16 protein-coding genes are annotated in these 15,715 nt (G+C 37.7%); all 16 read left to right on the top strand.

The window, feature by feature from the left end:
* Positions 1-79: 79 nt before the first annotated feature.
* Entirely contained in the window at positions 80-1,552 is a 1,473-nt protein-coding gene (locus tag BXU11_RS08965) for a nitrate/nitrite transporter (protein ID WP_078212291.1), read from the top strand.
* 82 nt (positions 1,553-1,634) lie between these two features.
* Positions 1,635-3,227: a magnesium transporter MgtE N-terminal domain-containing protein gene (locus BXU11_RS08960; RefSeq protein WP_078212290.1), complete on the top strand. Its 1,593-nt coding sequence runs from the start codon at positions 1,635-1,637 to the stop codon at positions 3,225-3,227.
* 37 nt (positions 3,228-3,264) lie between these two features.
* Complete coding sequence (locus BXU11_RS08955) at positions 3,265-4,314, top strand: MFS transporter (RefSeq protein WP_078212289.1); 1,050 nt, start codon at positions 3,265-3,267, stop codon at positions 4,312-4,314.
* Positions 4,315-4,430: 116 nt separating this feature from the next.
* Entirely contained in the window at positions 4,431-6,647 is a 2,217-nt protein-coding gene (locus BXU11_RS08950; RefSeq protein ID WP_078212288.1) for a molybdopterin oxidoreductase family protein, read from the top strand.
* Positions 6,648-6,663: 16 nt separating this feature from the next.
* Positions 6,664-7,233, top strand: a complete 570-nt coding sequence (locus tag BXU11_RS08945; protein ID WP_024980155.1) for a 4Fe-4S dicluster domain-containing protein — start codon at positions 6,664-6,666, stop codon at positions 7,231-7,233.
* Positions 7,234-7,325: 92 nt separating this feature from the next.
* The gene (locus BXU11_RS08940; protein ID WP_078212287.1) at positions 7,326-7,841 is read left to right on the top strand and encodes a ubiquinol-cytochrome c reductase iron-sulfur subunit; all 516 of its coding nucleotides are present in this window, start codon (positions 7,326-7,328) and stop codon (positions 7,839-7,841) included.
* A 15-nt stretch (positions 7,842-7,856) separates the two neighbouring features.
* Positions 7,857-8,105 (top strand): DUF6755 family protein, encoded by a 249-nt coding sequence (locus BXU11_RS08935; protein ID WP_024980153.1) that lies wholly within the window; start codon positions 7,857-7,859, stop codon positions 8,103-8,105.
* A 77-nt stretch (positions 8,106-8,182) separates the two neighbouring features.
* Positions 8,183-9,352, top strand: a complete 1,170-nt coding sequence (locus BXU11_RS08930; protein WP_078212286.1) for a molybdopterin molybdotransferase MoeA — start codon at positions 8,183-8,185, stop codon at positions 9,350-9,352.
* 114 nt (positions 9,353-9,466) lie between these two features.
* The gene (locus BXU11_RS08925; RefSeq protein WP_024980151.1) at positions 9,467-9,790 is read left to right on the top strand and encodes a winged helix-turn-helix domain-containing protein; all 324 of its coding nucleotides are present in this window, start codon (positions 9,467-9,469) and stop codon (positions 9,788-9,790) included.
* Position 9,791: 1 nt separating this feature from the next.
* Complete coding sequence (locus tag BXU11_RS08920) at positions 9,792-10,541, top strand: sulfite exporter TauE/SafE family protein (protein WP_035717243.1); 750 nt, start codon at positions 9,792-9,794, stop codon at positions 10,539-10,541.
* An 87-nt stretch (positions 10,542-10,628) separates the two neighbouring features.
* A complete protein-coding gene (locus BXU11_RS08915) occupies positions 10,629-11,198 on the top strand; it encodes a molybdenum cofactor guanylyltransferase (RefSeq protein ID WP_024980149.1) in 570 nt (189 codons plus the stop codon).
* Positions 11,195-11,437: a MoaD/ThiS family protein gene (locus BXU11_RS08910; protein ID WP_078212285.1), complete on the top strand. Its 243-nt coding sequence runs from the start codon at positions 11,195-11,197 to the stop codon at positions 11,435-11,437. The genes BXU11_RS08915 and BXU11_RS08910 overlap by 4 nt, the downstream gene beginning before the upstream one ends.
* Before the next feature lie 282 nt (positions 11,438-11,719).
* On the top strand, positions 11,720-12,787 hold the full coding sequence (locus tag BXU11_RS08905; RefSeq protein ID WP_078212284.1) for a HesA/MoeB/ThiF family protein: 1,068 nt from the start codon (positions 11,720-11,722) through the stop codon (positions 12,785-12,787).
* 148 nt (positions 12,788-12,935) lie between these two features.
* On the top strand, positions 12,936-13,430 hold the full coding sequence (locus BXU11_RS08900) for a molybdenum cofactor biosynthesis protein MoaE (RefSeq protein WP_078212283.1): 495 nt from the start codon (positions 12,936-12,938) through the stop codon (positions 13,428-13,430).
* Positions 13,431-13,555: 125 nt separating this feature from the next.
* Positions 13,556-14,470 carry a bifunctional molybdenum cofactor biosynthesis protein MoaC/MoaB gene (moaCB, locus tag BXU11_RS08895; RefSeq protein ID WP_078212282.1) on the top strand — a complete coding sequence of 305 codons (915 nt, stop codon included), beginning with the start codon at positions 13,556-13,558 and terminating at the stop codon, positions 14,468-14,470.
* On the top strand, positions 14,460-15,467 hold the full coding sequence (gene moaA / locus BXU11_RS08890) for a GTP 3',8-cyclase MoaA (protein WP_078212522.1): 1,008 nt from the start codon (positions 14,460-14,462) through the stop codon (positions 15,465-15,467). Before moaCB ends, moaA begins: the two co-directional genes overlap by 11 nt.
* Positions 15,468-15,715 lie beyond the last annotated feature (248 nt).

Below are 15,715 nucleotides of genomic sequence, written 5' to 3'. Positions count from 1 at the left end.
TAATTAAATTAGGGGGTTAAAATCCCCTTTTTTTTTTGAAAACAATAAGTTTCTTGTAATAATTGATATAAAACAATTTATGAATAATTTAGTACAATCTCACAAAATCCTTTTTCTAAATACCTTGGCTTTTACCATTTGCTTTGCTTGTTGGACACTCAATGGTGTATTGGTTACTTTTTTGGTAGATAGAGGTATTTTCAACTGGAGTGTGGTACAAGTGGGATGGTTGCTTGGAATTCCTATTTTATCAGGATCGATTTTCAGACTACCAATAGGTATTTTGACCGATAAGTTTGGAGGTAAAATAGTTTTTTCTCTGTTATTATTACTTTGTGCGGTTCCTCTTTTTTTATTGCCCCTAGCAACTAGTTTTTGGAGTTTCGCTGTTTTGAGTTTTCTTTTCGGAATGGTAGGGACTAGTTTTGCCGTTGGTATTGGGTATACCTCTGTTTGGTATCCGCAACATTGGCAGGGAAGAGCGTTGGGTATATTTGGGATGGGCAATGCAGGTGCTGCGATCACTACGTTTGTAGCGCCGACTTTGTTGACCAATTTTTCTCAAGATAATCCTTCTGAAGGTTGGAAAATGTTACCCATTACCTATGGCGTTGTTTTAGTAATAATGGGTTTATTATTTATCTTCTTTGCTAAAAATAAGAAATCAGCTGTAGAAGCGAAGGAGCTTAAAAATCTTTTAAAACCTCTTAAATCCGTTCGTGTTTGGCGCTTTGGCGCTTACTATTTTTTAGTTTTTGGTTGTTTTGTGGCCTATTCTCAATGGTTATTACCCAATTTTATGAATGTTTATCAAACTTCATTAGTCATGGGCGGTATGTTTGCTACATTATTTAGCTTACCTTCTGGAGTAATTAGAGCCTTTGGCGGTTATCTATCTGATAAATTTGGGGCACGAAAAGTAATGTATTGGGTGTTGGGTTCTTCAATCGTAATCAGTTTTTTATTGATGTTTCCCAAAATGGAGATTTTCACTGCAGGACCAGGAGTTTTAGCCACTGATAGTGGTGTGGTTACCCAAATCACTTCCAATGAAATAAAAATTGATGATAAAGTTCACACTATAAACAGCAAAAAAAATGTTGAAACTGAAAAAGCAGCTATTTTTCCCGAAAAAACTTCTTGGCAGGAAATACTGGTGCAACAAAATCAGGCGGTCAAAAAGAAGGAACTCATTGCTAAAGGAATTACCCAAATTAAGTTTGAAGCCAATATGTGGGTATACCTAGTTTTAGTCATTTTGATTGGGATTTCATGGGGAATTGGTAAGGCGGCGGTGTACAAACACATACCAGAGTACTTTCCTAATGAAGTGGGTGTAGTAGGAGGAATGGTTGGGTTAATCGGAGGTTTAGGCGGTTTTTTGGGGCCTATCATTTTTGGGTATTTGCTCAGTACAACCGGTTTGTGGACGAGTTCTTGGATCTTCATTTTTGCTATTTCAACGATTTGTTTACTATGGATGCACAAAACCATCATCAAAGCTATCCGAGTACAAATCCCTCAGTTTTCTAAACATATAGAACATGAATAATAGGTGTTTTATTTGCAAAAACATCGAAAATTTATAAATAATCATTTTTTAAAAGTATTGCTAACATAAAAAAAAATCACACATGAAAACATGGCTAGATAAATGGGAACCAGAAGATAACGAATTTTGGAACAATACAGGTAGCGCAATTGCTTGGAAAACGCTAACAATTACCACACTTTCATTAATATTGTCCTTTGCCTCATGGTTTATGATGAGTGTAATTGCTGTAAAATTACCAGGCTTAGGATTTTCTTTTTCAAAAGATCAACTCTTTTGGTTGGTGGCTATACCAGGATTAGCTGCAGGTTTTTTAAGGATTGTACACACCTTTATTTTACCAATTTTTGGAACAAGACACGTGGTAGCTTGGGCGACCATCATAAAATTAATTCCTGTTGTTGGAATTGGTTTTGCGGTTATGGACAACAGTACTCCTTTTTGGGTATTTGCGGTTTTGGCTTTTACTTGTGGTTTTGGTGGAGGTGATTTTTCGTCATACATGCCAAGTACGAGTTTGTTTTTTCCAAAAAGGCTCAAAGGAACAGCGTTAGGGATTCAAGCGGGTATTGGTAACTTTGGTGTGTCTTTGGCTCAGTTTGTAACACCTCTTATTTTAAGTGTAAGTCTTTATGGTGCAGGTTCTATTTTTACAAGTATTGATGCCAAAGAAGCTTTAAGTGTTTTTAAAACTGTGGACGTTGCCAAACAAAAAGAGGTTTTTGGTACACTAGAAGTTGAAGTGCAAAATGCTTTATTATCTTCTATAAAACCTACTGTTTTAGATTCTGTGAAGGCTACTATTGCTTCAGCTGACACTGCTACACTTTTATCAGCCTTACCTGCCAAAGCCAAAGCCAAAGCTATAGCTAATGCAAATCCAAAACTAGCGGAAAAAATCTTAAATAATTTAAGTTCAGATAATAAAGCGGTTGTGAATAAGCAAATTTTTATTCAATCTGCAGCCTTCTGGTATGTTCCTTTTTTGGTGCTTCTTGCGATTATAAGCTGGTTGTATTTGAAAAGTATTCCCATGCATTCTTCTATAAAAGAGCAAATGGATATTTTTGGTAACAAACATACTTGGTATTGTACTATTACTTATGTGATGACTTTTGGAACTTTTGCTGGACTATCAGCTGCATTTCCATTAATGATTAAGTTCTTATATGGCGATTTTCCTAATGCTCCGGATCCTTTAGTATATGCTTTTTATGGCCCATTAATTGGTTCTGCGAGCCGTGTAGCCTTTGGTTTTGTAGCCGATAGAGTGGGTGGTGCTATTTTGACTACGCTTACAGGGGTTGGTATTATTGGTGGCTCAATTATTTTGATTGTTCAAGGTCTTGTCGCTCCTACTAGTTTAGATCAGTTTCCGATGTTTGTTGGGGTAATATTAGTGATGTTCTTTTTTACAGGTGTTGGTAACGCTGGTACCTTTAGACAATATCCTATTATTTTTTCACACGATCCGCGTCAAGCTGCCGGTGTTATTGGGTGGACTGCTGCTATAGCTGCTTTTGGGCCTTTTATTTTCTCAAAATTAATTGGAAATAATTTATCTTCTAATGGTACTGTAAATCAATTCTTTATTGGTTTGATTTTATTTAGTATCTTAGCTACAATCATTAATTGGTGGTTTTATAATAGAAAAGGTTGTGAAAAACCAAGTTAATTGAAAGTCTTGAGTATTTAATTTGTTATAAAATATAATGAAAAATAAAAATCTTAATACCAAAGCATTACTAATTGCAACAGGGCTTTCTATAGTTATGATCGCCTTGGTGTTTTTTGGTTCGAGAAAACTACAAAATTTCGATGCGGCTTTAATTACCTATTTATTTGGAACCGTTTTTGCGTTTTTCGGAATTGTCTATCGTTATTCGGTGTGGTTACAACGCCCGCCGACATGGATTTATTTCAAAAGGGGAATTACTTATTTGGTAACCGGTAAAGTGTTTTCTCATTTTTGGTTTGCCACGAAGGAATCAGTTGAAAATATCGCGTTTCAAAAATTTATTTATCCAAGGGGTAAATACCGTTGGTTAGCACATTTTATGATTGCCGTGGGCTGTACCTCTGCTTTTTTGATTACCATTCCACTCACCTTTGGTTGGATTCATTTCGCAATGGCGCCCAATACGATTTCTACCTATGAGGCCTATTTCTTTGGTTTTAAAGTAATGGATTTTGAACTCGATTCTATTATGGCTTTTCTAACTTTTCATGCTTTGAATTGGTCCTCGTACTTGGTGATTTTTGGGTCTTTATATTATTTAAGAAGACGTTTAACCAATCCAGGTTTAATTGCTACCCAAACTTTTGAAGGTGATTTATTGCCATTGATTTTGTTAATTGCTATTTCAGTAACGGGTTTAGGTTTGACCTATTCTTATCAATTCATGAAAGGTTTTGCCTTTGATTTCTTAGCAGTTTTACATGCTGTTACGGTGATACTATTTTTGATTTGGATTCCCTTTGGAAAGTTTTTCCACATCATTCAAAGACCCGCTCAAATTGGGGCACATATCTATAAAAAACAAGGTATGAAGATGGGTATGGCGGTTTGTCCTCATACTGGGGAAGAATTTGCTACCAAATTGCACATTCAAGATTTGAAAATGGTAACAGAGGAGTTAGGTTTTGATTTTTCTCATGAAGACGGTACCTCTCACTTGGACTTGAGTCCTGAAGGAAAGAGATCTCGATTGGCACAAGCTCATTTGAAAGCAAGACAAGCTGGAGGGAATTTGTTTGGATAAAGCCCCCCAACCCTCAAAGGGGGAATTGTTGAAGATAAAATAAGGAATTTAAGAAAATAAAAAAAATCCCAATCACTAATTCCCCCTTTGGGGGTTAGGGGCTAATAATATATAAAATGGCAAAATTACCTACAGCAGAAGAAAATATCATTGCCAAGTTTGGGCCACATTTGAATTATGCTCCCAAGGATGGTTACGACGGTAAAGACGAACCTGACAAAAATGTAAAAACCCATTGTTGCTTTTGTGGTATGCAGTGTGGCATTGAGTTATTGGTCAAAGACAATAAAGTGGTTGGTTTTGAACCTTGGATGGAATTTCCATTTAACGAAGGAAGATTGTGTCCCAAAGGTGTACAACGCTATTTGCAAAACAATCACCCAGACCGATTACTTTCTCCACTTAAAAGGGTAGAGGGTAAAGGATTTGTGCCTACTTCTTGGGACGAGGCTTTAGGTACAACCGTTTCAGAAATACAACGTATTCAGGAAAAATATGGTAAAGATGCTTTTTCGATGCTTTCAGGTGTTTCATTGACCAACGAAAAAAGTTATTTGGTTGGAAAATTTGCTAGGGTAGCTTTAAAAACCAAAAACTTAGATTATAACGGTCGTTTGTGTATGGTGAGTGCAGGAGCGGGTAATAAGAAGGCCTTTGGTTTGGACAGAGCTTCAAATAACTATTCTGATTTAGAATATGCCGAAGTCATTATTGTGGCTGGAGCCAACATTAGTGAAACGTTTCCTACGCTAACCCATTGGATTTGGAAAGCACGTGATCGTGGTGCTAAGATTATTGTTGTCGATCCAAGGATGATTCCTTTAGCAAGAACAGCCGATATTCATTTAGATGTTCGTCCAGGAACGGATTCAGCTTTGTATGGTGCTATGTTGAAATATTTAGTAGATTATGATCTTTTGGATCACGATTTTATTGATAATTACACTTCTGGATTTCAAGAAACCATTGATGCGGTTAAAGAGTATACTCTAGAATGGGCAGAGGAAGTGACCGGAATTGATCGAAATAAAATAAAGGCTGCAGCAGAATTATGGGGCAAAGCAAAAACTAGTTTTTTATTACACGCACGAGGAATTGAACACCATTCTAAAGGAGTAGACAATGTGGTAGGCTGTATTAATTTAGTATTGGCAACAGGTAGAATCGGGAAACCTTATTGTGGTTACGGAACGATAACAGGGCAAGGAAATGGTCAGGGAGGAAGAGAGCACGGTCATAAATGCGATCAATTACCTGGAAATCGAGATATTGAAAATCCTGAACACCGTAAGTATATTTCGGAAGTTTGGGGAATTAATGAAAAAGACTTACCCGGAAAAGGTTTGTCTGCTTATGAAATTATCGAAGCCATTCACCGTGGAGAAATTAAGGGATTGATTTCGATTTGTTTCAACCCTCTAGTGTCATTACCAAACAGTAATTACGTACGTGAAGCATTAGAGAAATTAGAATACTATGTTTGTATTGACTTTTTCTTGAATGAAACGGCTCGTCATGCCGATATGATTTTAGCGGGTTCCTTACAAGAAGAAGAGGAAGGCACTACTACTTCGGCAGAAGGTCGCGTCATCCGTATTCGTCAAGCAGTAACGCCTCCAGGTGATGCGAGAACGGATACTTCTATTTTATTAGAGTTGGCGGATCGCTTGGGAGCTAAGGATAAATTTACTTATGAAAATAGTGAGGCAATTTTTAACGAATTACGAGTAGCGTCTAAAGGAGGAACAGCCGATTATAACGGAATTACCTATAAAAGAATAGAAGATAATATGGGTATTTTTTGGCCATGTCCCACCGAGGATCATCCTGGAACTCCAAGACTTTGGGAAGATAAAAAATTTAAAACTCCAGACGGTAAAGCGCATTTTAATCCTGCACCATATAAATTACCGGGCGAAGTAGTTGATGCAGATTATCCAGTGGTTTTGACTACAGGCCGAGTGGTTTCTCAGTATTTAAGTGGTACGCAAACTCGACGTATAGGGAAATTAGTAGATCAATTTCCAGAACCGCTGCTAGAAATTCATCCCAAATTGGCTGAGCAATATGGTATTCAACAACGAGAATTAGTAAAAGTGTCTACTCGAAGGGGTGAAGGAATTTTTCCTGCGAATATAGTTGAAACCATCAGAGAAGATACTGTTTTTATCCCTTATCATTGGTCAGGAAAAAAATCAGCGAATCAGTTAACACCAGGAACTTTAGATCCCGTTTCTAAAATACCTGAATTTAAAGTTTGCGCTTGTCATTTGGAACCCCTAAAAGAAATAGCTGGACCTTCTAAAGAATCAACTGCATTTGCTAGTGTTTAATCTATAAAAAAGAAATATGAATTACACCAGTTTCAATACAAACGAGGAATTTTTTGTAGATATGCAAAGATGCATTGGTTGCAAAGCTTGTGAAATGGCTTGTGCCGAATGCGAGACTAATGGACAGGACTCTATGATTCATGTCAATTATGTAGATAGAGCGTCGACAATCCAAACCACAGTTCAGGTTTGTATGCATTGCGATGATCCAGTGTGTGCCAATGTTTGCCCAGCCGATGCCATCTCAAAAGACGAGTTCGGTATCGTGCATACCGCCAATACTGAACGTTGTATAGGTTGTTCCAATTGTGTGATGGCTTGTCCGTTTGGCGTGCCCAAAAAAGAGGAATCCTACGATTTGATGATGAAGTGTACCATGTGTTATGACCGAACAAGCATTGGTAAAAAACCCATGTGTGCAACTGTTTGTCCTAGTGGTGCTTTGTTTTATGGAACCCGAGCCGAAATAGAAGAAATGCGTCCCAATAGTAGTCCAATCAATACTTTTATTTTTGGAAAAGAAGTGGTCAATACCAAAGTTAATATTATGATGCCTAAAGGAAGTACGGAATTAATCATTTATTAAAAATTCCCAACTCCAAAGGGGTAACTTCATAGCACATTAAACACCAATAACCGACAACTCATAACTGATAACCGAAAACAGATAACTGTCTTATGTCAAAAGAAGATAATTTAAATAAAAATTGGAAAAAAGATTTTCCTATTCTCAAGCAGCAAGCGAGTAATGTTAGCCGACGAGATTTCGCTAAGTTTCTTACGCTAGTTTCTGGCGGATTAATGGTAGGAAGTGGACTAGTAGCCGCAAAAGCTTACATACTTCCAAAAGAGGAAGTAGAAGGCGAGCATTTTGTGTGTAAAAAAGACGAAATTCCTGTAGGTGGCACTCGTGCATTTGTCATTGAAGGCAGTACTATTCCCTACATTTTGATACATTTAGAATCAGGTGAATTCAAAGCTTATGAACAAAAGTGTACTCATTTGTCTTGCTCTGTTTTTTATAAACCGGGTACAAATGTAATTTATTGCCCTTGTCATAACGGCTCCTTTGATGCCAATACAGGAGAAGTGTTAGCAGGGCCTCCACCAAGAGCATTACCAAACTTAGAAGTTTTTTTAATAGGAAACGATCTCTATGTAAAAGCAGGGCAACAGGAAGCTAAAGTAGTTTAAACTAACAAAAATATTATGAGCACTTTTAGAACCAGTCAGAATCAAGCCAATCCCAACAAACTTAATAATATCCTTTCTACGTTGATATTCATTTTGATATTGAATGTCACCATACAAATTTGGTTGTTGTATGCCGCTTTGAACAATGCATTAGAAAACAATCGAGAGATATTAATTCCTGCTTTTATAGCATCTTTAATTCTTTTTTTAATCGGTTTTGGATGGTTGTACTATTTGCCTTCAGGGAATAAACAACAACAATAAAGACGATTTATGCTACATTCTGACACAGTAAAATCAATTCGGAATTGTATTTTTGAAAGCATCAAAAACTGATTTTTATGATTACCGTTTCAGAAGCCTTCTCAATTTTACAAAGTAATATACCAACTCCTCAAGAAGAAAATTGTTCTTTGCTTGAAGCTAGAAAAAAGATACTTTCACAATCCATCCTTTCACCAATCAATATGCCTCCTTTTCGACAATCGGCTATGGATGGTTATGTGGTTTGCTTACATGAAAGTTTGAGATATCAAATTATTGGTGAAATCAAAGCGGGTGATGCCGAATCTTTTGTATTGCAACCAGGTCAAGCTGTAAAAATATTCACTGGCGCTCCTGTACCTGATTCGGGACAAGCCATGATTCCGATTGAGAAAGTTTTAGTTGAGCAATCAGTTTTAACCTTGCAAACCATTCCAAAACTCCATGATAACATTCGACCTATAGGAGAGCAAATTAAAAAGGAAGATCTAGCTCTTGAAAAAGGTACGTTACTAGATGCTGCAGCTATAGGTTTTTTGGCTGCTTTGGGGGTAACTAGTGTGCCGGTGTATAAAAAACAAAGTGTAGGTATAGTGGTAACAGGCAACGAATTGCTTGCTCCTGGTTTGCCTTTGACTTACGGGAAAGTGTATGAAAGTAATGGTGTAATGTTGGAAGTCGCCTTATTAGATGCTTTTTATCAAAATGTGACGCTGTATTCAGTAAAAGACGATTTTGAAAGTACTAAAAATACCCTTCAAACCGCAATAAGTCAGCACGAGGTGGTTTTGGTTTCTGGTGGGATTTCGGTAGGGGATTATGATTTTGTAGCGCAAGCACTTCAGGAATTACAAGTAAAAACCTTGTTTCATACAGTGAATCAAAAACCTGGGAAACCTCTTTTTGCAGGAAAAGTAAATGAAAAGATGATTTTTGCATTGCCTGGAAATCCTGCGGCTTGTTTGACCTGTTTTTATGTGTATGTGTTGCCAACATTGCAAATGATTTCTGGTGCATCTGCTCGGTTTGATGCTACAAAACGAATAGGTATCAAAGATAATTTAACGGTAAATGCTACTCGTTCTCAATTTTTAAAAGCTTTTGTTACTGACGAAGGGGTGAAGATTTTATCGCATCAAGCCTCGTCAATGTTGAATTCTTTTTCGCTTGCCAATGCGTTGGTTTATGTACCCGAAGGCAATTATGAATTACAAAAAGGAGATATGGTACAGGTCTATTTGCTCTAGTCTGAATTTCAGTATTTCACATCAGCATTTGATAGATAAGAATACTTTATGATGTTAAGTAGGGTGGAATACAATACATTTCGTTATATTTGATAAAAGATAACGAAACGACAATTGAAAATTAAAAGTAAAATTTGGATTGAATCCGAGGATGGAATTTTGATAAGCGAAGGTCGCGTAAAGCTGCTAAAGCTTATAGACGAGACAGGCTCGTTGAACAAAGCCGCAAAAGCCATGAATTTGTCGTATCAAAAAGCGTGGAAGTTGGTGGACGAATCTAACCGATCAGCACCTAGCCCTTTGATAACAACTCAAGTTGGAGGAAAAAGTGGAGGAGGCTCGGTTTTGACTCCTTACGGTAAATCTTTAATCGCTTCATTTGAAGCCATCAATCGCTCTTGTTGGACATTTTTAGACGAACAATTAAAACAATTATAGTATGACGGTTGCTTTGCTTTTTGATTCACCACTCTTGTTACTACTTTTGCCCATTGTGGCTTTTTTGTACGCTAGTGTGGGGCATGGTGGAGCAAGTGGCTATTTGGCTTTGATGAGTCTTTTTGCCTTGCCCATGACGTTTATGAAACCAACCGCTTTGGTGTTGAATATTTTAGTTTCGGCGGTATCTTTTTATTTTTATTATAAAGAAAAAAAAATGAATTGGTTGTTGTTTTATCCTTTTGCAATTACCTCGATTCCGTTTTCTTTTTTAGGTGGTTTTTTGACGATTAATGCGTTTTATTATAAAATCATGTTAGCCACTGTTTTGGTTTTTGCAGTGCTAAGATTACTGGGATTTTTTGGAAAAGAAATAACGGAATTACGAGCGGTAAATCTTCCTTTGGCCTTGGGTATTGGTGCTGTAATTGGTTTTTTGTCGGGGTTATTAGGAATCGGAGGGGGAATTGTATTGAGTCCCGTACTCTTGCTTTTGGGCTGGGCGAATATGAAACAAACTGCCGCGGTTTCGGCATTATTTATTTTGGTGAATTCAATTTCTGGATTAATTGGTTTTGTTTCCAAAGGGGGTATTGTACCAGAAGCCTCATTACCATTGATAGGAATTGTTTTTGTAGGAGGATTATTGGGAGCCTTTTTTGGTAGTAAAAAAATGAATACCCATCAGTTGCGTTACGTTTTAGCTTTGGTATTAGGTATTGCTATTTTAAAATTGTATACAACCGCATAAGAAGATAATAGACGAAAGATAAAAGACTTAAAAAAGAAATCGATTTAATACGTCATTGAATATTTTTCAATTAATTAGAATAGAGCTATGGAAAACGTTATAACTGCTTATATTTTGGCTGGAGGGAAAAGTCAGCGCATGGGTACAGACAAAGGTTTTTTGGAATGGAAAGGACAATCTTTTATGGCCAATATTATCGCTGCGGTAACGCCTGTAGTGGGGGGGAATATCGTAATTGTCTCTTCGGATGAACGATATGATGCTTTGGGTGTAACCCGTATTTCGGATATTGTTTCCAACAAAGGACCCTTGGGAGGAATCTATAGCGCTTTGAAACATACCGCTACCAAACGGAATCTGATTTTGAGTGTCGATGTTCCAATGATTTCCTCCGAATTGCTACAGTGGTTGGTCGATGCTCACTCAAATGCATATCAAATGACGCAAGTACAAGTCGATGAAAAATCCTGTCCTTTGGTGGCAGTGTATGATCGGTCGGTACGGATTCTTTTGCCAGAATTTTTATCAGCAAACCAATTAAAAGTAAGGAAATTTGTCGAAGAGCTTAGCCATCAAACCCTAAGTGTTCCTGAACAATGGAGTGCCCAATTACAAAATATCAATACACCTGAAGAGTATAAAAATTTAAATCAATGAGAGTTACGCTAAAATATTTTGGTTTGCTGGCAGAAATCACCCATTGCCCTGAAGAATCATTAGAATTGAAGGCCGATGTGACTACACTTTTGGGATTGAAAAGTGCAATCGAAAATCGTTTTCCCGCTTTTCAAAAAACAGTTTATAGCATTGCTTTGAATCGATCCTTATGCAATGACGAAGTTGATTTAAAAGAAGCTGACGTTATCGCTTTTTTACCTCCATTTGCTGGAGGATGATAAAGCACTTTTTTTGCTATTCACAAATTATTAAAAAAATGAAACATTTAAGTCAATTAAGTTTTTAAATAGTAGCAATTTCATTTATAAAATGAGTGGTAAAAGTTCATAGGAGCGGATTGAAAATAGTATTTAAAGCAAAATGTATCAGATTGTTTTTATTATTGAATCGAATTCAAGGATTTACTTTTATGGACTTCATTTTTTCTTTAAAACCTAGTCAATCAAAAGGATGCTTACATGACTTAAATGTTTAAACAGAATTAATTACAATACTTTAAAATGCAAAACAACACTCGCTATTCCCGACAAATCATCCTTTCTGAAGTGGGTGACCACGGCCAGCAAAAACTACAAAACGCTCGTGTTTTGGTGATTGGTGCTGGTGGATTGGGTTGTCCCGTTTTGCAGAACTTAGTAATAGCTGGTGTCGGACATATCGGAATTGCAGATGGCGATGTGGTCGACGAATCCAACTTGCATCGGCAACCATTGTATACGATTTCGGAGGTTGGGAAGCCCAAAGTCATGGTGGCAAAACAAGCCTTAACAGCGCTCAATCCTGAAGTGGAAATTGAAGTTTTTCCTGAATTTTTCGAGCCTAATAATGCAGGAACTATTGTAGCAAAGTACCAAATCATAGTCGATTGTACTGATACCATTAGCGTTCGGTATTTGATTAACGATGTGGCGGTGGCCAAAAGAATTCCAGTCGTGTACGCTTCGATTCACAAATTTCAAGGGCAAGTTTCGGTGTTTAACTATCAAAATGGACCTTCTTATCGCTGTTTGTTTCCTGAAAATGAAGAGGGAATAACCATTCCGAGTTGTGCGATGTCGGGTGTTCTGGGAGTGGTTCCACAAGTCTTAGGAAGCTTTCAAGCTACGGAAGTGCTGAAAATTATTTTAGGAATCGGAGATGTCTTGTCAGGGAAAGTCTTGCTGTATGATGCTTTGAATGGTCCAACCCAAATCATAAATTTCGCCAAAAATCAAAAAGCCATTGAAAATGGAGTCGTTAACGGACATAAGATATTGAATAGTAAGAAACCGCACAATGTTCTGAGCTCAGCCATTTTTTTAGAAAAATGCAATCATCCTGAAATAGTTGTGATTGACGTTCGGGAATTGGATGAAAGTCCTGAACATAAAGTAACGAATATCTTTCAGGTTCCTTTGAGTGAATTAGCGGATTACAGTGAAAAATTGAATAAAAATCAGGAAATAATACTGTTTTGCCAAACAGGTCAGCGGAGTCTTGCAGCGATGCAGTACCTGCAAAAATCAGGATTTACTAGTGTTTCCCATTTGGAAAAAGGCATCGTATCCTTGAAAAGTAAAAAAGTATGAATAGTGTACTCGTGCCAAGACTCTAACTATTGAGGCTATACTTAGCGTCTTCGCTCCTTTGCGAGTCAAATTTCACGTAAACTAGATAGAAACACAAAGGATTAAGTCTGTAAATAACTTCTAAACGTTAAAAAAAAATATATAAATTATGAGCAAAAAAGAAAATACAGTTCCTAATGCTGCTCCCTCCCTTTCGGGGAGGGCTGGGGTGGGGCGCAAAAGTTCCTTCATTCAAGGACAAATCACCTCCGAGTTCATTGGGAATTCCATAGCCAAGCACCAAAGCAAAACCAGCATTGGAGCTCATAATATTTTTCTTGGCCAAGTACGAGCCGACGCAATCAACGGAAAAAAAGTAACGGCTATTGAGTATTCCGCTTATGAAGAAATGGCAGAAGCTTCATTCCATAACATACGCGAATCGGCTTTCGAAAAATACGATTTAACCTGTATGCACATTTACCATAGTTTAGGGAAGGTGAATGCGGGCGAAATTTGCCTTTTTGTCTTTGTTTCCGCTCCGAGACGCAAAGTAGTTTTCGAAGCCTTGGAATATTTGGTGGAAGAAATCAAAGAAAAAGTCCCCGTTTTCGGAAAAGAAATTTTTGAAGACGAAACCTATGTTTGGAAAGAGAATAAGTGATAGGTTTTTAGTAATTAGCTGTCAGTCCTTAGCTTTTAGATAAAGACTTAAATAACTAACATTAAATTTTAAACCTTAAACCTTAAACTTTTAAACCCTAAACTATTAACCCACAAACTCTAAAAATGGTAGACATCACCCATAAAATAATCACCCAACGTACTGCAACGGCTCAAGCGATAGTAAAAGTTGGGACACCTGCCACGATGCAAGCGATTGTCAACAAAACCGTACCCAAAGGAGACGTTCTAGAAGTAGCCCGAACTGCTGGTTTGTTCGCGGTAAAAAACACCTCCAATGCCATTCCGGATTGTCATCCTATACCGATTGAATACACCGGAATTGAATACGAATTATTAGAGGATTCTATACTAATAAAAGTAACCGTAAAAGCCATTTACCGAACAGGTGTTGAGGTTGAAGCCATGCACGGTGCTTCTATTGTGGCGTTGACTATGTATGACATGCTCAAACCTATCGACAAACAAGTCGAAATTTCAACCATCAAACTCCTGCATAAAAAAGGTGGCAAATCCGATTTTGGAACCAAAGAGAGACACGATTTGTCTGTAGCGGTTATCGTGTGTTCCGATAGTGTGTCGGCAGGAAAAAAAGAAGATCGTGCGGGTAAAGTGATTACGGAGAAAATAACGAATTTAGGGTTGAAGATATCTCATTATGCCATTATTCCAGATGAAATCAAAAACATTCAAACCACTATCAACCAACTCTGTGAAGACCAAAAAGAGTTAATTGTTCTAACCGGCGGCACAGGTTTGTCCAATCGAGACGTTACACCAGAGGCGATTATTCCATTATTAGATCGTCGTATTCCTGGTATTGAAGAAGCGATTCGTTCTTACGGGCAACAGCGCACGCCTTATGCTATGTTATCTAGAAGTGTGGTGGGTTTCAAAGGCAATACGTTAATTATGGCTTTGCCGGGTTCTACGGCAGGAGCTAGTGAATCTATGGATGCAGTTTTTCCGTCAGTACTGCATTTGTTCAAACTCTTAAATGGATTCAATCATGGTCAATAATTCCCCTTTGTTGCAGGACACGCATCTTCGTACGCATTCTTATTTACGCATTTCGATTACCGAAAAATGCAATTTGAGATGTACCTATTGCATGCCTGCCGAAGGAATTGCGTTAACGCCAAGACCGCATCTAATGACCGAAGACGAGATTGTTGCCATAGCGCAAACTTTTGTGGATTTGGGCGTGACCAAAATTCGACTAACGGGCGGTGAGCCTTTAGTGCGTAAGGAAGCGCACAGCATTATCGAGCGATTGGGACAATTGGGGGTTCAGCTTACTCTGACGACCAACGGATTGTTGGTTCACGATTTTATTCCCACGTTTAAGAAAGCAGGAATAAAAGCCTTGAATGTTAGTATTGATAGCTTGCAAAAAGAAAAATACAAAGCCATAACGCGTAGGGATTCTTTTAATCAGTTATGGAGCAATATTGCATTGCTACAGCAAAATGAGTTCCAAGTCAAATTGAATGTGGTGCTAATTAAGGGATTTAATGACAATGAAATTTTAGATTTTATTGCATTGACCAAAGCACAAAAGCTTCAAATCCGATTTATCGAGTTCATGCCTTTCGATGGCAATCAATGGAACAAAGAAAAATTGGTTTCCTATGCCGAAATCATCGAACAAGTCCATTCGGTCTATTCGGAAACCCAATTGCTCCGAATGCAAGACCAGCCCAACGATACCGCTAAAAATTATAAAATCGAAGGGTTTAAAGGTAGTTTCTCCATCATTAGTTCTGTTACCAATCCGTTTTGCAGTACCTGCAACCGCATTCGCCTCACCGCAGATGGGAAATTAAAAAACTGCTTATTTTCCAATTCAGAAACGGCTTTGTTGCCCAGTTTGAGAGCAGGAGAAGCCATAGCCCCCCTCATTTATAAAAATATCCAATCTAAACACGCCATGCGCGGCGGTATGGATGACGATGCCAAGTTCCAGAATCCCGATTTTTTCTCTCAGAATAGAAGCATGATTAAGATTGGGGGATGATAGAGTTAAAACTTGGAATATCGTAACTATTTAGTTTTTTGGGACATTAATTGCCTCCAACTTTAGTTGGAGGGGTGAAATTTTAAATATTTAAAGGCTTTAGCCAAAATCAGCTGCTTTTATTTGGCTAAAGCCAACACAATCCATCCCAATAACTCCAGCTAAAGCTGGAGCCAATTGAAAGCACGACAACCTGAATAGTTACAAAAGTTTTAACATCTTGATTTTTAATATGGATATTGCTTTTA

It is taken from the genome of Flavobacterium sp. LM5, from assembly GCF_002017945.1.
In the GTDB taxonomy this organism is placed as follows: domain Bacteria; phylum Bacteroidota; class Bacteroidia; order Flavobacteriales; family Flavobacteriaceae; genus Flavobacterium; species Flavobacterium succinicans.
The sequence above is the reverse complement of the archived record's forward strand: the minus strand, read 5'-3'. Positions and strand labels throughout refer to the sequence as shown.